The sequence below is a fragment of the Methylobacterium sp. WSM2598 genome (genome assembly GCF_000379105.1).
Taxonomy (GTDB): domain Bacteria; phylum Pseudomonadota; class Alphaproteobacteria; order Rhizobiales; family Beijerinckiaceae; genus Methylobacterium.
Window position 1 is genome coordinate 3229820 of the sequence record NZ_KB900609.1, and the last position, 19343, is coordinate 3249162.

Genomic DNA, 19343 nt, shown 5'->3' on the forward strand with positions numbered 1-19343 from the left:
GCCTCAACGGCTACCAGGCCGCGATGCCGCAGGAGAACGCGCTGATCCTGCACATCCACGAGCTGCTGCAGTACCTCAACCGCCAGGGGGCCGCGACCTTCCTGACGGTTGCCCAGCACGGGCTGGTCGGCGATATGACGACGCCGGTCGACCTCACCTACCTGGCCGACACGGTCGTGTTGCTGCGCTACTTCGAGGCGCTCGGGCAAGTCCGGCGGGCGATCTCGGTGGTGAAGAAGCGGACCGGCACGCACGAGGACACGATCCGGGAATATCGCATCGGCTCATCCGGTCTGACGATCGGCGCGCCGCTGGTGGGTTTCCAAGGCGTGCTGCGCGGCGTCCCGGTCTATGTCGGCAAGGGGAAAGACCTCGGCCTGCCGCCGAGCGATGATGCCTCGTGACGACCGCGGAAGACCTGCTCTCCGAGCGAGCGCTGATCCTAGCGCCGATCGGTCGTGACGCCGCTCTCGCCCAAGCCCTCCTGGCGGAGGCAGGGATCCGCGCCATCTCCTGCAGCCACCTCCACCAGCTGCCCGGGATGATCTCGGAGGGAGCCGGGCTGGTGATCATCGCCGAGGAAGCACTCCGGGAGGGTGATCTCTCGCCGATCAGCCGCTTCGTCGCCGGTCAGCCACCCTGGTCGGATCTCCCCTTCGTGCTGCTCACGCGGCACGGCGGCGGCGCTGAGCGCACCGCGAGGGCGCTGTGGCTGTCGGAGGTGCTTGGCAACGTCATCTTCCTGGAGCGCCCGTTTCACCCAACGACGCTGGTGAGCGTGGTCCGGACGGCGCTGCGTGGGCGGCGGCGGCAGTATGAGGCTCGGGCCCACCTTGAGGAGCTGTGCGAGAGCGCGGGGAAGCTGAAGGAGGCTTTGGCAGCTGAGAGGCGCAGCGCGCAGCATCAGCGACTGCTCCTCAATGAGCTGAACCACCGGGTGAAGAACACGCTGGCGACCGTGCAGTCGATCGGGAGCCAGACGCTTCGCAATGCCGCCACGACGATGGAGGCGCAGGAGGCACTAGAGACGCGGCTGCTGGCACTGTCACGGGCACACGACGTGCTGATGCGGGAGAGTTGGGAGGGAGCTGACCTGTCGGAGATCGTGACCCAGGCGATTGCACCCTACGACCAGGGTAGCAACCGTTTCCGAGCGATTGGGCCGGAGGTGCGCCTGTCACCGCACATGGCGTTGGCCTTGTCGATGGCGTTCCAAGAGTTGTCCACCAACGCGGTGAAGTACGGCGCCCTCTCGAACGGGGTGGGGAGCATCACGATAGCCTGGTCAGTGATCAATGACGCTGAGCCTCCGCGGCTCGTGCTCCGCTGGGTCGAGCAAGGTGGACCTGCGGTGGTGGTGCCGAGGCGGCGCGGGTTCGGTTCGCGGCTGATCGAACGCAACTTGGCCCGTGATCTCGATGGCTCGGTCGAGATCGCGTTCATCACGTCCGGAGTGACCTGCACGGTTGATGCACCGCTGGCGTGAGCGGGACGACTCACCCGCTACGTGACGTGTCTCTGAAAGGTATCCCCATACGAGACGGTGGCGCGAGACACCGACTACGGGCTGGCACCGAACATGATGCTGCCCTCAGCACCCTTTCAGGCCTTCATCTAGACCCAAGCAAGACTCGCTAGCTTGCACTCGGTCGTGAGCCGGCATGTAAGCAACAAAAGCTTGTTCAGTGACAGCTCCGCCCGCCAAGTGTTCCCAAATCCAATCATTCTCGTCAGGCACTGCGTCGCTGAACGACACCATCAGTATGGGCCAGCCCTGCTCGTGCTCGATCTCGAACGAGCACAGGAGCCAGTCCCGCACAGCATATGAGCTCGTGACTAAATTTAGTTCAAATTTCAAATCGGCTTTAGACCGATCAGCTTTCGCCCAATATTGTAAAGTCGGTTACCATCTTCGTGTGCACATCTTAGGAAATTTGCTACTTTGTGGTTATCTCTTTGACCTAACTTGAAAGCTTCATTGGCGGAGCCGATAGATTTAGCGTCTCCTTTGCTGAAAGCTTCCTTCAATTCTGCCCGCCCCTTTACATCGTCCCCCTTATTCAAACTCCAATCCAGGTCCTCTTTAACTGCCTTCCAGTTTGCAGACATTTGATCCTCCCGCGACCTGGTTTGGCCAGAGTACAGTATAGGATCATTTCCATTTCCGTCGAGTTTAATGCTGTGATGGGTTCCTCCGGCGATGCGCCCGTGCCCCTGACCCGCGCCTGTTCTGTCCCGCATAGAGGCTGCCGAACGTCGGGACGCAGAGCCTGCTGCGGATCAACCGCACCTCAAGGAGGCGCTTCGCGCGACAAGGGCCATCCCGCGCGCCACGCCCTGCTGCTCGATGGCTGTTCGTACAGCATCTTCACTTGGCTCTCTGTCCGCAGGATGGACGACCAGGTCCATTGAACAGCAGACGCTGGGCCAGGAGGACCGCCGTCGGGGCGTCAACGGCTGATGCATCGGCGCCGACCCGCTCGACGAGCTCTGGATGCTCAAGGAAGACGGGTCCACCGACCATGACACCAATCGAGCGGTTGCAGGATGCCCGGCGAACGGCGCAGATCGCGGCGGCCAGATGATCAACGTGCGCCTCACGGCTGAGGGTCAGACCGACCACGGCAAACCATTGCGAACTCACCAGCGCCGCAATCTCCTGCGGGCTGGAGCCGAGACCGCTCACCACGTACCAGCCGGCCTTGCGCATGAACTGCTCGATGATCGCCACACCGAACGTGTGCCTCTCATCGGGTGCACCCATCAGGAGGATGCGGCGCTTGTCGTTGAGTGGCGCGACACCTCCATCCGTTCGGAACATGGCTAGAAGGAATTGCAATTGGGCGAGGCCCGCTGTCACCTCGACGAAGTCGCAGAGATCATCGTCCCAAAGTCTCCCCAGCAAAACTGCTGAAGGGGCGAGCAGGTCCAGAAACAACTCATCAGCTGAGTAGCCTTTTCCGGTCAGTGCCGTGAAAGCGTCGACAAGGGCTGCGACATCCTGCTTGAGTACAACCTCTGTGAACTCTGCAACCAGTTCCGTATCGGGCTTTGGCAAGGCGTCGGGTCGCGCCTGTCCATCGGTACGGTGTCGCAACATCAGGCGCGGAATGATTTCGGCCTGGACGACGCGGCTGAGGGCTATGGTTCGCGCGCGCGCCTCATGGGCGGACCGCCGCCGCGCGTAGACCACCCGGACTTCTGCAGCTTCAGCCATCTCGGCTTGCAGCAGATTGGTCCACTCGTGGTGGGATGGCCTCCGATCCATTGCCGCTCCCCCTCATAGTCCAAGGTTGAGATCCCTGGTTGTTGCTGACCGTGATGCGACCCGGCTGAGGAGGGAAGAGAGCCTTAGTCGCCCTCGATGTAAAGGTGGCCAATCGTATTTGTGACGTCCCAGCCGGATCGTAGTGATATGTCAACAAAACGATGGTTTTTCAGCCACTTAAGCCTGTAAGGATTGAGTGTCAGGAAATCAAAACCGGATCCCGGTAGTCTCCGGCCTGCCAGCAGTAGGGGCGCCGCTCGCATAAGGCGGGCGAATGGAACCGCCCCGGCAGCGCGCACGGCAGCGGGGGTCGCAGCGGTGGCCATCCACGCGCCATGAGCAGCGTCGAACTGGCAGCCGTGAGCGGAGCAGATCCGCATCCGCAGCTTGGGTTCAAGCGGTCGTCGCAACACCATCTTGCACGGCAGCCAGCACAGCGTCGAGCGCCTCTGCCGGCGTCTTCCAGTTCAGCGTCTTGCGCGGTCTGCTGTTGAGGGCTGCGGCCACAGCAGCAAGATCGTTCGCGCTGTGGGCGCTCAGATCCGTTCCTTTCGGGAAGTACGGTCGCAGTAACCCGTTCGTATTCTCGTTCGTCCCCCGCTGCCAGGGTGAGCGTGGATCGCAGAAGTAGACCTGCAGACCCGCGTCGATCCGCAAGCGCGCGTGCTCGGCCATCTCGGTACCCTGGTCCCAGGTCAACGAGCGCCGCAGCTGCTCGGGCAAGCGCGCGATCGTGCCGGCGATCGCCTCGCGCACCGCCTGGGCCCCGTGCCCCGCCAGCGCCGGGCCGTTCTTCGCACGCGGTGTCACCCCATGGCCGTCCATCGGCGGAAGATGCAGCAGCATCGTAAAGCGCGTCGTGCGCTCGACCAGGGTCCCGATCGCCGAACTCTTCAGACCCAGGATCAGATCTCCTTCCCAGTGCCCCGGCACCGCGCGGTCCTCCACCTCGGGCGGACGCTCGCTGATGAGCACCTCGGGGGTGACGAACGACCTGCCTCGGCCCAGGCTGCGGGCCCGCGGCACACGCAAAGCCCGTCCTGTGCGAAGACACGCGGTCAGCTCACGCTTCAGCCCGCCCCGGCCCTGGATGTAGAGCGCCTGATAGATCGCCTCGTGACTGATGCGCATCGTCGTATCGCCCGGAAAGTCGAGCCGTAGGCGCTCGGCGATCTGCTGCGGACTCCAGGATCGACCCCATCGCCGGCTCTGGCGTCGCCCGTGCCGCCGTCCCTTCCAGGCAACGCTAGGGCCAGGCAGAGCGCTCCCGCCCGGTGTCGCGACAGTTCCGGCGAGCCGCTCCTGCACGTACGTCCGCAGCGCTGCGTTCCCCGCCAGTTTTGCTGGCTTGGGCCGGCGTGCCGCGCGTTCAGCGTGCCACTGCGCGGTCGTGGCGCGATAGTCCAGGCCGCCACTGCGGGTCGCCGCATTGCGGCGCAATTCCCGCGAGATGGTCGACGCCGCCCGTCCCAGACGCCGAGCGACGTCCCGGACCCCGTGACCTTGCGCTTGTAGGATCGCGATCTCCTCCCGCTCAGCCAACGACAGGTAGCGCGCAGAAGGCGACTTGGATGATGGTGACAGGTGGGAAGGTGCCATTCCGCCTGCTGTCCGGAACCACCGCGAGCCGACCGGTGGCGAGATCCCGAGCTTCATCGCTGCGACCTCGCTGGAGAGACCCTGCGCGAGGAACGCCCAGAACCCCCGCCGCGTCTCGCGCAGACCGACCCCGGGACGACCCGGTGACCGCAGCTTCTCGCGAAGTGCCCGATCCGAACGCCGCCGACCTGCCATCACAACCGCCCTCCGCCAAGCCGTTGCGACGACCACTTGAATCCACCCAGTCGACGCGCGTCGGAGTGATCCTCGTCACGACAGAATGACGGCGTCCACAACGAAAAGGGGCCGCCCTGACGGACGGCCCAAGTCTAGGGAGGAAACGCCCGTAGAGGGCAGCAGCACAACGACGCCATCGCCATGCTGCAATGCACAAACGCGTGCTGCGCTGCGATGTTCCCGGTGCTGGTCTGGGAAGCGCGCATTCGTCTGCAGCATCGGGTCCGAAACCGCGAGCGCAGGTCCGTGCGCACGGGCTGGTCGTTCGGGGACCATCACTCTTCGGCGTGCCAGGGTCGCCCCATCGAGTAGCCAGATCCCCCGCCAGGGCCCGCCAGTCGCGCCCGCTCTGGCATACGAACAAATGCGTGTCGGCCCCGTGAGGCCGAAGTGTGTACCGCCCTGGCTATACTGGCGCCGACGGCCGACTAGCGTGGAAGTCAGGCACCCGGATCCAAGCTCGCGTCTTGCTTCCGGCCAGGGGTGTGTTCCAGCGTCCCGCCGAGGCTGCGAATGACGGCATGCGCCTCGTCGCGGGTCAGTCCGCGGAGCACCGCCTGCTGGCCGCGGCAGAGGGTGAAGCTGCCGTCGTCCTCACGTCTCAGGCGGATCGGCTCGTCCGTCAGATGAATGGCATAATCGCTCACGACGCTGACTGCTCGAACCTCCTGAACCCAGCTGGATCGAGGGTGCGCCGGCGCTCCCCGCGGCCAGGCGAGATAGCAGGAGCCTTAGCGCTTCTAATGCTGCGTCGCAACAAATACTGCTGCATCGCAGCATCCGCTTCGGAGCTGGTCGCATAAGCCCGGCGTATGGAACCAGCTCTCATTCCTCGATCATCGCGCGGATGCGGGCCGCCAGCGACTCCATAACGAACGGCTTGGTCAATACCTGCATGCCGGGCTCCAGATATCCGTTGCCGATTGCCGCGTTCTCCGCGTAGCCGGTGATGAACAGCACTTTCAGACCAGGCCGAACCTCCCGGCCAGCATCCGCTACCTGCCGGCCATTCATCCCACCCGGTAGGCCGACGTCGGTGACGAGGAGGTCGACCCGCACGCCCGACTGCAGAACCTTCAGCCCTGCAGGCCCATCCGCTGCCTCGATGGCGGTGTAGCCAAGATCCTCTAGCACCTCCGTCACCAGCATGCGCACACTGGGCTCATCGTCCACGATCAGAACCGTCTCGCCCTGCTCGGCTCGCGGTGCATCGCTCAGGCCAGCCAGGACATCCCCTTCCTCTGCTTCGCCGTAGTAGCGCGGCAGGTAGAGGCACATCGTCGTGCCCTGGCCGACCTCCGAGTAGATCCGCACCTGCCCGCCTGACTGGCGCACGAAGCCGTAGATCATCGACAGACCGAGCCCGGTGCCCTGACCGATCGGCTTCGTGGTGAAGAACGGGTCGAAGGCTTTGGCGATCACCTCCGGGGTCATACCCGTGCCGGTGTCTGTCACGCACAGCGACAGGTACTGGCCCGGTGGCAGGTCGCGCTCGCGCGCGGCGCGATCATCCAGCCACTTGTTCGCGGTTTCGATGGTGATCCGCCCGCCCTCCGGCATGGCGTCACGGGCGTTGATGCACAGGTTGAGCAGCGCGTTCTCGAGCTGAGGTGGGTCGACGAGGGCAGGCCAGAGGCCCGCCGCACCAACCACCTCGATCGTGATGGCAGGCCCCACAGTGCGCCGGATCAGCTCCTCCATCCCAAAGATGAGGCCGTTTACGTCCGTCGGCTTGGGGTCGAGGGTCTGGCGGCGCGAGAAGGCGAGCAGCCGGTGGGTCAGGGCAGCGGCGCGCTTGGAGGCGCCCTGCGCGGCGTTGATGTAGCGGTCGAGGTCCGTCAGCCGCCCCTGCGCCATGCGCGTCTGGAGAAGCTCCAAGCTGCCCGAGATGCCGGTGAGCAGGTTGTTGAAGTCGTGCGCAAGCCCGCCCGTGAGCTGGCCCACCGCTTCCATCTTCTGCGATTGCCGCAGCGCCTCTTCAGTCCTCTGCAACTCGGCTGTGCGCTCCTCGACACGCTTCTCCAGCGTCGCCGCCGCCTGCTGTGCCGCTTGGAATAGCCGGGCATTGTCAATGCCGATGGCAGCTTGCGCCGCCAGACCGCTCATCAACTCCTCGCAGCGCGCGCTGAACACGTCCGGCTCTGGATGACCGAAGAACAAGCCTCCGATTACCTCGCCCGAGCGGGACGTGACTGGAACCGCCAGGTAGCTGCGCACCGGCAGATGGCCCTCGGGCATGCCGTGGTGAGGGGCGCTTCGGCCATAGCGCTCATCCTTCAGAATGTCGCCTGAGCGGATCACGCCCTCACCCAGGAAGGTCGGCGCGAACACCGCCGTCGCGCGCGGCATGCCGAACCTCTCGAATGCGCTGCGCTCCGCACCCGAGAGCGCGTAGAGCATGTACTTGCCCCCGGCCTCATCGAGCACGTTGTAGAAGAAGGCGCCGAACTGGGCTCCGGTCAGCTCGACCCCGGCATCCACTACCGTTTGGACGAGCCGATCGAGGTCCAGCTCAGCCGCGACCCGAGTGCCAGTTCGGTTGAGCACCTCGAGCGCGTGACGCTCGCTCGCGAGCCGCTCAGTGCTCTCGCGCAAGGCCGCCTCGCGCGCCTTCTCGGCCGAGATATCGCGCACCTCGATGATGGTGCCGATGGTCCGAGACGCCTCGTCATGAACGGGGCTTGCGTTGAACGCGACCGGGTAGAAGTGCCCGTCCTTGTGGACGAAGACCTCCTCGCCCTGCGTGTGGGCGTTCTCCGGGAAGGCGCGGTCAATGGCGCACTCGTGCAGCGGGAAGGCGCTGCCGTCCGGCCGGGTGTGGTGGATCACGTCGTGCAGGGGACGGCCCTGCGTCTCGGCCAACCTGTAGCCCGTCAGCCGCTCAGCTGCCGCGTTCATGTAGGCGCAGTGCTGCCGATCATCCATGAGGAAGACCGCCACCGTCGCGTTGTCCAGCACCGCATTCAGTCGGCGGGTGGTCTCGGCCAGCGCGACTTCGGCCTGCTTTCGCTCGGCAATGTCGGTGATGGTCAGGACCGTGCTGGCAATCCGGCCGTCCACGCGCACGGGCGCGTTCGTACAGAGTACGTGGCGGGGTGCGCCATCGCGGCGGAAGAATACCTCCTCGTGGCCCCGCAAGACCTCGCCCGTGCGGAGCGCCGCTGACAGCGGGCAGCCATCGGCTGGGTAGGGGCGACCGTCTGGGTAGTGGTGGTGCAGCGTCTCGTGCAGATTGCGCCCGAGGAGCTCCTCCACCGACCAGCCGAACATCGCCTCGGCGGCAGGGTTGGCGAAGGTGATGTTGCCGTCCGCGTCCAGCTGGAACACGGCCTCGCTGACGTGGTCCGTGATCGTCTGGAGAGTGCTGGCCTGGGCGCGCAGGCGTTCCTCCTGCTTGTGCTGGAGCGTGCGGTCGCGCAGGATCTTGACGAAGCCCTCGACCTCTCCGGCCTCAGTCCTGAGCGGCATCAGCTCGCCCACAGCCCAGAAGCGACTGCCGTCCTTGCGCTGATGCCAGCGCTCGTCCATGGCTCGGCCGCACTCCAGCGCGGTGCGCATCTCCTGCTCGGGCCTGCCTTCCGCCTGGTCCTCTGGCGTGAAGATCACGTGGGCCAATTGGCCGAGGATCTCGCTCCTGCTCCAGCCCAGGATGTGGGTTGCGCCCCGGTTCCAGTCCGTGACACGCCCATCGCGGTCCATGGCGAAGATGGCGAAATCGACCGCGCTCTCAATGACGGCTTGGTAGTAGTCCTGCCTCGCAGCTGATGACCCGCTCGCCGGGAGCTGCGCGTGGTGCCTCGCGTTCTGGATCTTAGGCATTTTGGGCCTTCTGCTCGGCAACGCGGGCGCGCTTGCGGCTCTCAGCAGTCTCCCAACGTTCGAGCAGGCGCAGAGCCGCTCGCATGACCTCGCTTGCGTTCTGGTAGCGCCCTGAGGCGATCTGAGTGGAGATGAAGCGGTCCAGCTCGGGCGTGATAGAGATGTTCTTGGCGATCTGGTTTGGCATACTGGGCGGATCGCATGGGTGGGCAGAGCTGTCAAAATCTGTGCTAAAGCCAAGTTCTTTCTACTCTGGCTGCACCTCGGCAGTAAGTGGCCTGCCCATCGAACACCAGCTTGCCGCGGATCTGCAGGAACGTGTCGGCTGCCGTGACAATCTCATCGCCCCACATATCGATCTGACAGTACCAGCCGAGTTCATCGGCTCGGCCCGACAGCGGCTCCAGCATCTCAGGTGCTGTGGCCCTGGCCTGCACGAGGTCGAAGCGGGATCCGCGGACGTCGAGGTCGTGCATGCGTCGCAGGTGCGCGTCGGCGACGGAGGTGTATACGACGGTGACTGCGCGGAAGTTCGGATTGAAACTTACCGCAGGCTAACGTCGTTCATGCTTCATGTCAGTTGCCCCCACCACCTCTCTGCCGGTCGTTCTGGTCGTTGAGGACGAGGCCCTGGTCCGGATGACGGCGGTCGACATGCTGGAAGATGCCGGGTTCGCGGTCGTCGAAGCCGCCACAGCCGATGCCGCCTGGACCGTTCTGGAGACCGAGCCGGCGATCCGCGCCCTGTTCACCGACATCGAAATGCCAGGGTCGATGAATGGCCTGGAACTCGCCAGCCGGGTGGCCGAACGCTGGCCGCACATCCGGCTGGTGCTCACCTCCGGACGTGCCAGGCTGCGCGACCAAGATATTCCGGACAGTGGTCAGTTCGTGCCCAAGCCGTACCATCCTGACCAGCTGCGCAGTGCCTTCGCTCACGCCTGAGGTGCAGTTGACCGCAACGGCAGAACCGGGCGGGCTGAAGCCCGTATTGAGTGTTTACTGGAATTGCTCTTTCAGGGTGCCTCGCGCCTGCTCGATCGCGTCCTCGATTGCGACATGTCGGTCCTCGGCCTCGCCGCTGATGCCGAGGGAGGCGCAGCGTTCCGCCAACTCACCCTGAAGATCGTCGAGGGCAAGAACTTGTGCCTGCAGGTCTGGCAAGCTGGCCAGGTAGGCGAGGATAGTCCCTGCTGCTGTGGCGGCTTGCTCCACTTGGCCGCTCTGAACAAACTCAAGCAGCAGGCTTAGGCATTCGGAACGAGTCTTCATTGACGTTGGCCTTAGCTTGTCTCCATTCGTAAACCCCTTTGACATTGGTTCGCTCAGCGGCATGTGCGATCGCTTTGATGACTTGATCCGGCGCCAGGTGGTGGATCATGTGTCCCATGCCGGGAACGACGATGAACTCGCTGTGCGGCACCTCCCGGTGCAGCCGCGCCGACTGGCGGCCGACATCCGCGATCTGGTCGTCCGCCCCCGTGACGATCACCACCGGCAGGGTCAGGTCGCGGTAATGCGCCTGCAGCTCCACGGTGACCGGCGTCATGAGCGCGGCATCCTCGGCCGCCGCGCGCAGCTGCGAGGGCCGCAGCATCAGTTCCTTCGGCATCCCGGCGTCGAAGCGCTCCGGCACGGCGGCCGGCGCGAACATCGCCTTGATCAGGCCCGGCAGGATCAGGCGCGCGACGAGCGGCGACACGGTGTAGCGCATCGCGTCCCCGAGCACCGGGATCGCCGGCGGCGAGAACAGGACCACGTCCGCCCGCAGTGTCGGGTAGTAGTAGCCCGAGGCGAGCACGAGGCTGCGCACAAGATGCGGCGCCTGCAGCGCGAGGGCGACCGCGACGAGGCTGCCCCACGAATGCCCGAGCACGACGGCCTGCGACACGCCGAGACGCTCCAACGCCTTCTGGAACAGGGTGGCGTGCGCCCTCGGGGTCCAGAGGGCCCGCGGTCGCGTGCTGTAGCCGTAGCCCGGCCGGTCGATGAGGATGACGCGGTGGCGCTTGGCGAGATCCTCGACGATGCCGCTGACCAGGAAATCCTGGATCATGGTGCCGTTGCCGTGGATCAGCACCAGAGGCTCGCCCTGCCCGCGCTCGACGTAGTGCAGACGCACGCCATCGACAATCATGAAGCGGCCGATTGGGGGGTGACGTCGCTCGGCTTCACGCGCCTGCACGACGGCGTAGAGCGCCGAGGCACCCAGAGCCGCGGCTGACCCGATCAGGGCGGGAGCGAGCCAGCTTCGGCGGTTGGCGCGCGGCTTCGTGGTGTGGGCGTCGTGCATGCATCCTCGCCTGGGTCCAGGCCGGATCAAGCTGACGCTGTGCAGTTTGTTCCGCCAAGATGGTAGCAGCACAGTCTACCACGAGCGAGCAGCTTACGCGTCCGCTTGCACGTAACCGTCTAATTTTTGCTGCGAGAAGCTGGATCAGGCGCTCGAATTATTAACCTGGTTTACGCCGGGCCGGTCCCGCTTGCCGTCGCGCTCAGCCTTGAGTTCTCGCTCGGCCATGAGCCAGAACTCGATCTCGAAGCCGTTGGGCCGGTGATTGCGTTCCCAGAGGTCGTAGGCGCGCTCACGGATCTGCTGGAACGTGATCTCGCCTGGGGCTTCCATGGTGTCTTACTCGTGGGCGCACCGGTCCGAGCGGACATGGCGGGGTACCTGACCCGCAACGGCAACTCAGGTGCCGATCTGCGGTTTCTGCCGCTCAGGGGGCTGCGCCAGCGCGGGGCGCTATCGACGGGTACGACCGGCGCGTAGGGATAGATACATCGCCCGAACGCCTCATTGGAGTATGTCCCTCCGAGACTCTACCGTGAGACACCGAGACCGACGGCACTGAACATCGGCGGACCCCTCAGCTGACCCCTCAGGCATTCATCTAGACCCAAGCGAGACACGCCGCATACGCGACTGCTCGCCCAAGCACACCGTTCAAGCTCCTGAGCTGCGCCTGCGCTTCCTCTTGCCCGTGGCCTGACGAAGAATACGAGAGAGTGCCTCGATCGAGTAGGGCTTCGGCAGCAGTTCGAAGCCGTGAGAGGTATCCTTCGCTAGATCCGAGCTGTAGCCGCTCGTCAACACGATCGGCAGGCGGGGGTAGAGGCGTCGGATCTCACGGGCGAGATCGACGCCATTCATGCCCGGCATCACCACGTCCGAGAACACGGCATCGAACGCTGCCCCATCTGCACTGAGCGTCGTCAGCGCCTCCGCGGCATTGTGGGCCCACCGCGTGACATACCCCAGATCCTCCAAGATCTGCGTCGCGAAGCGGCCCACCTCAAGATTGTCCTCCACGACGAGCACACGCTGTCCAGCACCGTCTGCCGCGGGGCTCGGTTCGTCCTCCGTCGGCTGGGGGACCTCGGCCGCCACCTCGGGGAGATAGAGCGTGAAAGTGGTGCCCAGACCAAGCTTGCTCGCGACATCCACATCCCCGCCGGATTGCTTGGCAAAGCCAAACACCTGCGACAGGCCCAGCCCGGTGCCACGGCCGATTTCCTTCGTCGTGAAGAACGGTTCGAAGATGCGCTCGGTGCAGTTCGGATCGATGCCGGAGCCTGTGTCGGTCAGTGACACGGCCGCGAAGCGTCCCGGTGCGTGCGCGTGTTGCCGGATCGGCGGCTTCCCCTCCATGCAGGCAAGGCACAGCGTCAGCGTGCCCTCACCCTCCATAGCGTCACGGGCGTTCACCGCCATGTTGACGAGCGCGGTCTCGAATTGGCTGAGGTCTGCCCGCACATAGCAGGGCGTGTCCGGCACTTCCGTCACGATGCGGATGCGCGCGCCCATGATCGGATCGAGCAGTTCACCCACGGCGCGAAGGCAGGTGCCGACCTCGAACACCTCCGGATTGAGAGCCTGCCGCCGCGCGAAGGCGAGAAGCTGACGGGTCAACTTGGCAGCACGCTCCACCGTATCTGAGACGGCATCCATGTAGCGCTGGCGCCGCTCGACCGGCAGATCGGGGCGCCGCAGAAACTCCACCGACGAGCGAATGATGGTCAGCAGGTTGTTGAAGTCGTGCGCCACGCCCCCGGTGAGCTGGCCGATCGCTTCCAGCTTCTGTGACTGGCGCAGCGCCTCTTCGGCCCGGGTGAGGGCATCCGTCTGCTCGCGATGGGCTGTGACATCGCGCCCGTTGGCATAGACCTTCCCGTCCGCGGTGCCGCCCGTCCAGGCGAACCAGCGGTAGCTGCCGTCCTTGTGCCGCACGCGCAACTCGCGGGGCCGCGCCAGCGGCTTGCCAACGATGCTGGCGCCGATGGTGGAGAGGTCATGCATCTCGTCCGGATGGGCGAACTCGGCGAAGTTCCTGCCGACGAGCTCATGCTCCTCCCAGCCGAGGATCCTCGTCCATGCTGCGTTGACAGCCAGCAGGATGCCGTCAGCGGCGACGATGACGAGCAGGTCCTGCGAGAGCTGCCACAGCCGCTCACGCTCGGCGCCGCTAGCGCTCACGCGCTGCTGGGCATCGAGATGGAACGCGATGAGGTCGGCGAAGGCCTTGAACATGCCGATGATCTCGGGCGTGTTCAGGCGCGCTGGCTTGGGATCGATCGCGCAGAGCGTGCCCCAGAGGGTGCCGCTGGGCAGCACGATCGGCATGGAGATGTAGCTCTGAAAGCCATACAGCGCCGGGGTCGGATGGCCGCAGTAGGCTTGGTCCTCGGCGACGTGGTCGATGACAACGGGAGCCCTGTCGCGCCGGACCTCGCGGCAGATGGTGGTCGCGATCTCCAACTCACCACCGGGCGGCAGTCCGAACGCGATGCCGTCGCGGACCTGACACGCGATCCAGCGCTCCTCTGTCACGCGAGCGACGGCAGCGAAGCCCATGCCTGTGGTGCGGCAGACCACCTCCAGGATGGTGGGTACGGCCTCGATCTTCTCGATGGCGAGAATATCGGTTTCGAAGTCGTGCCCTGCGTGCTGGGAAGGCGCAGGTCTACTCATTCGGCTGCGCACGCTGCGGATCTACAGAGCCGGAGCGAGTGGCGGATCGCTCTCGCTCCATCAGGAGGCGGAGCGCCGTGCGCACCATTTCGCTGGCTGAGGCGTATTCGCCCTTGGCGACCTGGTGGTCGACGAACTCAGCAAGGGGGGCGGTGAGGGCGATGTGGCGGGAGTGTTTGGCAGCCATACAGGAGCGTAGCATGCCAGCCGCGAGGGTGTCGCTACGGCGACACCCTTCTCGCTCTCCTTCAGCATGGGCCACACCTGAACATGAGCAACCCCCTCAGCCCCTCAGCAGCTCCGTCAGGCGCTAATCTGGACCCAAGCGAGACACATCGCCTGCGAGGGATCGCGCAGTAGCATGTCCAGAAAACGACCGTTTTCCTGACAGCGCGGGAACGCGCTCCGGCTGACGCACCTGACGCGAGAGGCCCGCGCGCCTGGGGATGTCAGGAAGCCGTGTCAGGAAAACTACTGTCAGGAATACCCTCCCGCGATACCATCCTGACATGCTCGTCGGATACGCCCGCGTCTCCACCCACGACCAGAACCTCGACCTCCAGCGCGATGCCCTCGCCCGCGCCGGCTGCCAGCGCGTCTTCGAGGAGAAGAAGTCCGGCAAGGCCGGCACCAAGCGACCCGAGTTCGAGGCCGCCCTCGCCTTCCTGCGCCCCGAGGACGTGCTCGTGGTCTGGAAGCTCGACCGCCTCGGCCGCTCCCTGGTCGAGATGATGCGCACCATCGACGGCCTGCGCCGCCAGGAGGTCCACTTCCGCTCCCTCACCGAGCAGTTCGACAGCGACACCGCCCACGGCCGCTTCGCCCTGCAGATGCACGGCGCCATGGCCGAGTACTTCCTCGACCTCAACCGCGAGCGGACCATGGAAGGCCTCAAGGCCGCCCTCGCCCGCGGCCGCAAGGGTGGGCGGCCCAAGGCCCTGTCCGAGGCGGACCTCGAAGTCGGGCGGGCGCTGCTGGCGTCGGGCACCATCTCGGTGGCGGCGATCGCCAAGCGGCTGGGGGTGAGCCGGATGACCTTCTACCAGTACTTCCCGCAGGCGCGGGCGCGCAGCCAGGTGGCGCGGGAGGGCTGAGGAGATGCCGGTCCGGCGCGAGGCGGTGGCCATGGCGCGACCTGGAAAACCGGAAGGAGGAACGACTACGGCTCCGAGCGCACCTTCGGTGGCTGCCGGTTCACCGGGGTCGGTGGTCCGCACGGCTTCAAGCTCGACCGCAGTTACCGGTGAGAGTGACGGCCCTGGCGGGGTGGAGGCCACGCTCTTGGCGGAATTCGCACGGACTCTTGAGATCGAGCCTCACACTGCTAAGCTTTAGCCATGTCTACAACGCCTCTCGACCTCAGCAAGTTCGCTAAGGTGGTGACCCTCGCTCGCCACACGCCGCATGAGGCGAACGATCACGACCAGCACCGGACCGCCGCGGCATGGGCCCAAGCCGAGCGCATGGCCGAAGCAGCGGGCATGACCCTTGAGATGGCCTTGTTGCAGCTAGGCAGACAGCAAGAGAACCTCACGTTCTTGGCGGACGGTTGGCCGGAGCATTCGTGGGAAGCGGCGACCCAGGTGTTGAAGGGGGGCGATGAGTGCGACCCCGCCTTCCTTCCTGGATCGGGGCCAGCTAGGGCAGTGGTGCGAGGGATGCGGCGCTTCATCCTGGACCGGCTGCGCTAGTGCGCTGACGCCTTCAAAGCGTACAAAGATCAGCGTCGTTTCCCGTGTTTTCGCAAGCAGTTGGGGAACCAGCGTGTGGTGCGTTCGCCGGCGTCTTTGCATTAGCGTGACCGCAAGCTCGGCCCTAGCCTGCGCCGATCAAGGCGTGGCCGTGCCTCATACCCATCGAGAACCGATGCGGGCGCATGTCTGGAGCCGGGCAGCAATCTCCGCAATGGCTCTATGATGGGGAACGATCAACACACCACACGGCAAATGTTGTTGATCTCGCAGTTATGGCTTCTTGTTTTGCTTTTGCTTATCTATAGCCTTGCCTATAATATTTCTAATATGCTCTCGAATTCTCTCGCTTCGCTCCGCTGAATTATCCGTCGCTTCATGGGCTTCGGTCTTGTTCGGATCGTGCATCGATAGGGTTCCCGGCGCCAGAGAGCGTGCATACTCAACAAGTAGCCCAGCCTCTTAGGCAGGGCGGCATGTCAGTGTGACTACACAACCTACTCTGCCCTAATCCTGCTAGATAGTGCAACGATCCCGAAGTCACGTAGTCGCTACGGCCCATATTTGATCGTGCAGTTAATTTCATCAATTTTCGGAACGCAGATTAACATTCCATAAACCAAGCATGCGTATTAGCTCGTTGCCGAATACGTAGGCTGCCGGACGGAGCCGCGCACTCCCGACCGCGCAGAAAAGGGCCACCTGATGCAGCGCTTCTACTTCGACCTCGCAGACGGCGTGACGACCATCCGGGATGAGGAGGGGGTCGAGGCCGCGAACCCGGATGAGGCGCTGGAGGCGGCCGAAGCCGTGATCCAGGAGACCCGGGCCAATGGCGAGCTGGCGCAGCTCGGAGACGGCTGGACCCTCTGCATTCGCGCGGACACCGAGACCGTCCTTGCTATCCTGCCCGTGGAGTAGCGGCTGATCGCAGAGGGTGTGGCGCTCGACCTCACGGTGATCCTGGTGGCGCGGCCCGCGTAACTCTCGCCCGGGCAGCCGCCGTGCTCCGGCTTCCGCCCGGAGGACTGGTCTGTCACCCTGGAGAACTGTCGCCGCTTCGTGGACGAGTTCGGGCCAGAAGCCGACCGGCTCGGCTGGGACACGCTCACGCTCTTCGGCTTGCACCCGCAAGCCGGCGCCATCCGCGGCGACTGGAGCGGGGTCCTGATGCCGTGCTCCTACCCCGTGTTCGAGGTCGCCGAGGTGTACCTGAAGCGGCACCTCTGGACGTCGTGGAAGCGCAAGCCGGGGCGCTACCGCGGCGTGCCCGTCTGGGAGTTCGGAAGGAAGCCCTAAGCTCCGGGATAGCGGCCGGGACGGGGTTGCGTGACCGTCCCGGCCGCCTGCCGCACCGCCCCGCAACCGGGTGAAGCACGACGGTGCAGCTGCCGACGCTGTACGGCGCCACCTACAAAGAAATCGTAGCAGGGCCGCAAGCTCGGCCCTAACTTGCGCCAACCACAGCGTGACCGTGCCCCATGCCGATCCGACGCGAGCACCGCGGCTTCTACCCGATCGACTGGCCCCAGCTCACGGACCTGATCCGCTTCCGGCGCGCGGGCGGGCGATGCGAGGGCTGCGGTCGGCCGCACTTGGAACGGGTCGCCTGCCTTCAGGACGGGCGCTGGTTCGACACCGCGACGGACACGTGGCGCGACGGGCGCGGCCGGATCCTGAGGAGCCGCATGCTCCTGGAGAACTTGCTCTACAAGGTGCGCTTCACCCGCGTGGTCCTGGCGACCGCGCACCGGAACCACGACACGTCCGACAACGCGCCCGGCAACCTCGCCGCGCTCTGCCAGCGCTGTCACATGATCCACGACCGGCCCGAGCACCAACGGCGGCGCCGGTTCACGCTGTTCAGCCGGAAGGCGGCGGGTGACCTCTTCCTCGGCCCGTATCCCTGGGTGTAGGTGCAGAGCATGCCCGAAGACGCCCACCATCGGCGAGCTATACAAGCTCAAGGTCGTCACGGACGAGCAGGTGAACGCCGCGGTTGCCGTCTGCCTGGACGACCCCTCGCCTGGACCACGCCTGATCGCGGAGGGCGTCACCGTCGACCTCGCGGCCGTCATGCTGGCGAACGCATACGCCCGCGAGGTGCTGACGCGGGCGCGTGTTTAGGAAAGGAGGCAGCACCCAGCCATGCAACCGGCTATCTTGCGGGCGAAGGCGGAGGGCTGATCCGTGATCCGCGACTTCAGCGAAGAGGCGGACGAGAACCTCTGCGCGCAGCTCTACATCGCAGCGCGGCTGACACGCTGCGTTGAGCATGGCGACGATCACATCGCCATCGATGCCGAGAGCATCCAAGCCGCGTTCCGGTCGAACGCTTTAGATGCCGGGGCAGCGGTGAGGCGGATGAATGACGCGCTCTTTGCCGATGGGGTGTGGAGCCTGCAAGGCCCGACGGATCGGAAGGAGATGATCTTCGCCCGGGCTGTTGCGAAGGAGCAGGCCCTGGCCGCCATCGACCGCTGGCGCACAGCCATTGCGACAGCGGCCCAGAGCGGGCGCCCTTGACCCTCAACCGCCCCCCGTTACTGCAGCGGTCTCAACCCCCGCCGCGCCTACGACGAGCAGGGCTGGGAGATCCCGCCGCCTACGCTCGGCTGGCTCCGCTCCGAGGAGGGCGACCGCACCGCCCTCGTCCACTGCAACACGACCGGCTGCGGCCAGGAGGCGACGATCAGCACGGACCTCTTCCCGGCCGACATGCCGTTCCCTGACATCACCTTGCACCTGCGCTGCTCGGCCTGCGGGTCGAAGGACGTCGGCGTGATGCGGGACGTCGTCGGGATCTACGCCCGGCTCGGACGGCGCACGGGGTGGAGCATGGGCGCGGCAGGGGCTAAGATCCAGATGGCTGTGGACCCTGTCTCTTCGGGTTCGCGTCCAGGACAGCTTCAGACAAGCTGCCGGAGCTAAAGTCGATCGACGGCCCTGAGGTGGTCCGCCTATTTCGGGAGAACCACAATGAATGCGAACGGTGAGGGTACCACCGGCACAGGGGCGGTCGAGCTGGTTGCCAGCATCGTCTCGGCCTTCGTGTCGCACAACAACGTCCGACCTGCCGACCTGCCGGATCTGATCAAGAGCATCCACGCAACGCTAAGCAGTCTCGGGAAGCCGGCCGAGCCAGAGCCGGTGAAGCTCACGCCAGCCGTGCCGATCAAGAGATCCATCACCCCGGACGCTATCATCAGCCTGGAGGACGGGCGGCCCTACAAGTCGCTCAAGCGCCACCTCACGGGGCGGGGACTCACGCCTCAGCAGTACCGGGAGAAGTGGGGCTTGCCGCCGGACTACCCCATGGTGGCCGCCAACTACGCCGCTGTTCGGTCTGAGCTGGCCAAGCAGATCGGCCTTGGACAGAACCGTCGGAGGGCCGCGGCTGAGAAGCGTGCTGTCCCGGACGCCAAGGTGAGCGCGCCTGCCGAGCCGAAGAAGGGCCGGGGGCGGCCGAGGAAGGCTGACGCCTGAGAGCGTGACGTGACCAGGGTCGCAAGGCTTCGGTCATCTTCCTTGCCCTGCCGTTCACCGCGCTCCTTAGCTGGCAGTTCAAGATTGCCTCCTACTCTGCCCTCGTGACTTCGGGGCTGGGAGGCAGAACCCGAGGCGGCTGGGCAACGTCCCGGATCGACAGAGATGCGTATTCCGACGAAGCCGGCCGGGGGTTCCAAGTTGAAGCCGGCCGTCATTCCGAGGCGAAGCCGGCCACCGTTCCGATCTGAAGCCGACCGGCGACGGGGCG

21 protein-coding genes and 1 pseudogene are annotated in these 19343 nt (G+C 65.3%); 10 read left to right on the top strand and 12 right to left on the bottom strand.

All coding sequences use genetic code 11. From position 1 onward, the window contains the following. Positions 1-404, top strand: a pseudogene (locus MET2598_RS36560) (ATPase domain-containing protein); the annotation flags it as partial. Beyond that, complete coding sequence (locus MET2598_RS0115275; RefSeq protein ID WP_018261421.1) at positions 401-1486, top strand: sensor histidine kinase; 1086 nt, start codon at positions 401-403, stop codon at positions 1484-1486. The pseudogene MET2598_RS36560 and the gene MET2598_RS0115275, both read left to right, overlap by 4 nt. Before the next feature lie 368 nt (positions 1487-1854). Here MET2598_RS0115275 and MET2598_RS41110 read toward each other — a convergent pair whose 3' ends face one another. The 7 genes from MET2598_RS41110 to MET2598_RS0115305 all read right to left on the bottom strand — a co-directional run bounded on the left by MET2598_RS41110 (position 1855) and on the right by MET2598_RS0115305 (position 9399). After that, positions 1855-2109: a hypothetical protein gene (locus tag MET2598_RS41110; RefSeq protein WP_157182164.1), complete on the bottom strand. Its 255-nt coding sequence runs from the start codon at positions 2107-2109 to the stop codon at positions 1855-1857. A gap of 259 nt (positions 2110-2368) precedes the next feature. Next, positions 2369-3268: a cobalamin B12-binding domain-containing protein gene (locus tag MET2598_RS0115280; protein ID WP_018261422.1), complete on the bottom strand. Its 900-nt coding sequence runs from the start codon at positions 3266-3268 to the stop codon at positions 2369-2371. A gap of 393 nt (positions 3269-3661) precedes the next feature. Further along, entirely contained in the window at positions 3662-5062 is a 1401-nt protein-coding gene (locus MET2598_RS0115285; protein ID WP_026190740.1) for an IS30-like element ISMtsp4 family transposase, read from the bottom strand. Between the two features lie 482 nt (positions 5063-5544). Beyond that, complete coding sequence (locus MET2598_RS36565) at positions 5545-5751, bottom strand: hypothetical protein (RefSeq protein ID WP_018261424.1); 207 nt, start codon at positions 5749-5751, stop codon at positions 5545-5547. Between the two features lie 178 nt (positions 5752-5929). Further along, complete coding sequence (locus MET2598_RS0115295; RefSeq protein ID WP_018261425.1) at positions 5930-8923, bottom strand: PAS domain-containing hybrid sensor histidine kinase/response regulator; 2994 nt, start codon at positions 8921-8923, stop codon at positions 5930-5932. Then, positions 8916-9110, bottom strand: coding sequence for a type II toxin-antitoxin system ParD family antitoxin (locus MET2598_RS0115300; protein WP_018261426.1), 195 nt, complete (start codon positions 9108-9110; stop codon positions 8916-8918). The genes MET2598_RS0115295 and MET2598_RS0115300 overlap by 8 nt, the downstream gene beginning before the upstream one ends. Positions 9111-9153: 43 nt before the next feature. Continuing rightward, positions 9154-9399, bottom strand: coding sequence for a hypothetical protein (locus MET2598_RS0115305; protein ID WP_018261427.1), 246 nt, complete (start codon positions 9397-9399; stop codon positions 9154-9156). A gap of 97 nt (positions 9400-9496) precedes the next feature. Between MET2598_RS0115305 and MET2598_RS0115310 the strand changes: the two genes are divergently transcribed. Next, complete coding sequence (locus MET2598_RS0115310) at positions 9497-9868, top strand: response regulator (protein WP_018261428.1); 372 nt, start codon at positions 9497-9499, stop codon at positions 9866-9868. A gap of 54 nt (positions 9869-9922) precedes the next feature. Here the strand turns inward: MET2598_RS0115310 and MET2598_RS0115315 are convergent, their stop codons facing one another. The 5 genes from MET2598_RS0115315 to MET2598_RS39210 form a co-directional block, all read right to left on the bottom strand. Next, on the bottom strand, positions 9923-10195 hold the full coding sequence (locus MET2598_RS0115315; RefSeq protein ID WP_157182165.1) for a hypothetical protein: 273 nt from the start codon (positions 10193-10195) through the stop codon (positions 9923-9925). Further along, positions 10158-11216, bottom strand: coding sequence for an alpha/beta fold hydrolase (locus MET2598_RS0115320; RefSeq protein ID WP_018261430.1), 1059 nt, complete (start codon positions 11214-11216; stop codon positions 10158-10160). Before MET2598_RS0115320 ends, MET2598_RS0115315 begins: the two co-directional genes overlap by 38 nt. 144 nt (positions 11217-11360) lie before the next feature. After that, positions 11361-11549, bottom strand: coding sequence for a DUF2934 domain-containing protein (locus MET2598_RS0115325; protein ID WP_018261431.1), 189 nt, complete (start codon positions 11547-11549; stop codon positions 11361-11363). A 321-nt stretch (positions 11550-11870) separates the two neighbouring features. After that, positions 11871-13895, bottom strand: a complete 2025-nt coding sequence (locus MET2598_RS0115330) for a response regulator (protein ID WP_018261432.1) — start codon at positions 13893-13895, stop codon at positions 11871-11873. Next, on the bottom strand, positions 13888-14097 hold the full coding sequence (locus MET2598_RS39210; protein WP_020493658.1) for a type II toxin-antitoxin system ParD family antitoxin: 210 nt from the start codon (positions 14095-14097) through the stop codon (positions 13888-13890). The genes MET2598_RS0115330 and MET2598_RS39210 overlap by 8 nt, the downstream gene beginning before the upstream one ends. Positions 14098-14404: 307 nt before the next feature. Between MET2598_RS39210 and MET2598_RS0115340 the strand changes: the two genes are divergently transcribed. The 7 genes from MET2598_RS0115340 (at position 14405) to MET2598_RS0115380 (ending at position 19072) form a co-directional block, all read left to right on the top strand. Beyond that, entirely contained in the window at positions 14405-14989 is a 585-nt protein-coding gene (locus MET2598_RS0115340; RefSeq protein WP_018261433.1) for a recombinase family protein, read from the top strand. A 1302-nt stretch (positions 14990-16291) separates the two neighbouring features. Next, a complete protein-coding gene (locus MET2598_RS0115350; protein ID WP_018261435.1) occupies positions 16292-16507 on the top strand; it encodes a DUF6894 family protein in 216 nt (71 codons plus the stop codon). Positions 16508-16648: 141 nt separating this feature from the next. Beyond that, positions 16649-16885, top strand: a complete 237-nt coding sequence (locus MET2598_RS41115) for a hypothetical protein (protein ID WP_018261436.1) — start codon at positions 16649-16651, stop codon at positions 16883-16885. A gap of 182 nt (positions 16886-17067) precedes the next feature. Further along, positions 17068-17502, top strand: coding sequence for a hypothetical protein (locus MET2598_RS0115360; RefSeq protein WP_018261437.1), 435 nt, complete (start codon positions 17068-17070; stop codon positions 17500-17502). Further along, a complete protein-coding gene (locus MET2598_RS0115365; RefSeq protein WP_084674000.1) occupies positions 17489-17713 on the top strand; it encodes a hypothetical protein in 225 nt (74 codons plus the stop codon). Before MET2598_RS0115360 ends, MET2598_RS0115365 begins: the two co-directional genes overlap by 14 nt. A gap of 63 nt (positions 17714-17776) precedes the next feature. After that, on the top strand, positions 17777-18112 hold the full coding sequence (locus MET2598_RS0115370; RefSeq protein WP_018261439.1) for a hypothetical protein: 336 nt from the start codon (positions 17777-17779) through the stop codon (positions 18110-18112). Positions 18113-18565: 453 nt separating this feature from the next. Next, positions 18566-19072 (top strand): MucR family transcriptional regulator, encoded by a 507-nt coding sequence (locus tag MET2598_RS0115380; protein ID WP_018261442.1) that lies wholly within the window; start codon positions 18566-18568, stop codon positions 19070-19072. Positions 19073-19343 lie beyond the last annotated feature (271 nt).

Bases quoted from the DNA above. Each gene is read 5' to 3' on its own strand.
- MET2598_RS41110 (WP_157182164.1), bottom strand. From the start codon at position 2,109: ATGTCTGCAAACTGGAAGGCAGTTAAAGAGGACCTGGATTGGAGTTTG.
- MET2598_RS0115280 (WP_018261422.1), bottom strand. From the start codon at position 3,268: ATGGATCGGAGGCCATCCCACCACGAGTGGACCAATCTGCTGCAAGCC.
- MET2598_RS0115285 (WP_026190740.1), bottom strand. From the start codon at position 5,062: ATGGCAGGTCGGCGGCGTTCGGATCGGGCACTTCGCGAGAAGCTGCGG.
- MET2598_RS0115295 (WP_018261425.1), bottom strand. From the start codon at position 8,923: ATGCCTAAGATCCAGAACGCGAGGCACCACGCGCAGCTCCCGGCGAGC.
- MET2598_RS0115300 (WP_018261426.1), bottom strand. From the start codon at position 9,110: ATGCCAAACCAGATCGCCAAGAACATCTCTATCACGCCCGAGCTGGAC.
- MET2598_RS0115305 (WP_018261427.1), bottom strand. From the start codon at position 9,399: ATGCACGACCTCGACGTCCGCGGATCCCGCTTCGACCTCGTGCAGGCC.
- MET2598_RS0115310 (WP_018261428.1), top strand. From the start codon at position 9,497: ATGTCAGTTGCCCCCACCACCTCTCTGCCGGTCGTTCTGGTCGTTGAG.
- MET2598_RS0115315 (WP_157182165.1), bottom strand. From the start codon at position 10,195: ATGAAGACTCGTTCCGAATGCCTAAGCCTGCTGCTTGAGTTTGTTCAG.
- MET2598_RS0115320 (WP_018261430.1), bottom strand. From the start codon at position 11,216: ATGCACGACGCCCACACCACGAAGCCGCGCGCCAACCGCCGAAGCTGG.
- MET2598_RS0115325 (WP_018261431.1), bottom strand. From the start codon at position 11,549: ATGGAAGCCCCAGGCGAGATCACGTTCCAGCAGATCCGTGAGCGCGCC.
- MET2598_RS0115330 (WP_018261432.1), bottom strand. From the start codon at position 13,895: ATGAGTAGACCTGCGCCTTCCCAGCACGCAGGGCACGACTTCGAAACC.
- MET2598_RS39210 (WP_020493658.1), bottom strand. From the start codon at position 14,097: ATGCTACGCTCCTGTATGGCTGCCAAACACTCCCGCCACATCGCCCTC.
- MET2598_RS0115340 (WP_018261433.1), top strand. From the start codon at position 14,405: ATGCTCGTCGGATACGCCCGCGTCTCCACCCACGACCAGAACCTCGAC.
- MET2598_RS0115350 (WP_018261435.1), top strand. From the start codon at position 16,292: ATGCAGCGCTTCTACTTCGACCTCGCAGACGGCGTGACGACCATCCGG.
- MET2598_RS0115360 (WP_018261437.1), top strand. From the start codon at position 17,068: ATGCCGATCCGACGCGAGCACCGCGGCTTCTACCCGATCGACTGGCCC.
- MET2598_RS0115380 (WP_018261442.1), top strand. From the start codon at position 18,566: ATGAATGCGAACGGTGAGGGTACCACCGGCACAGGGGCGGTCGAGCTG.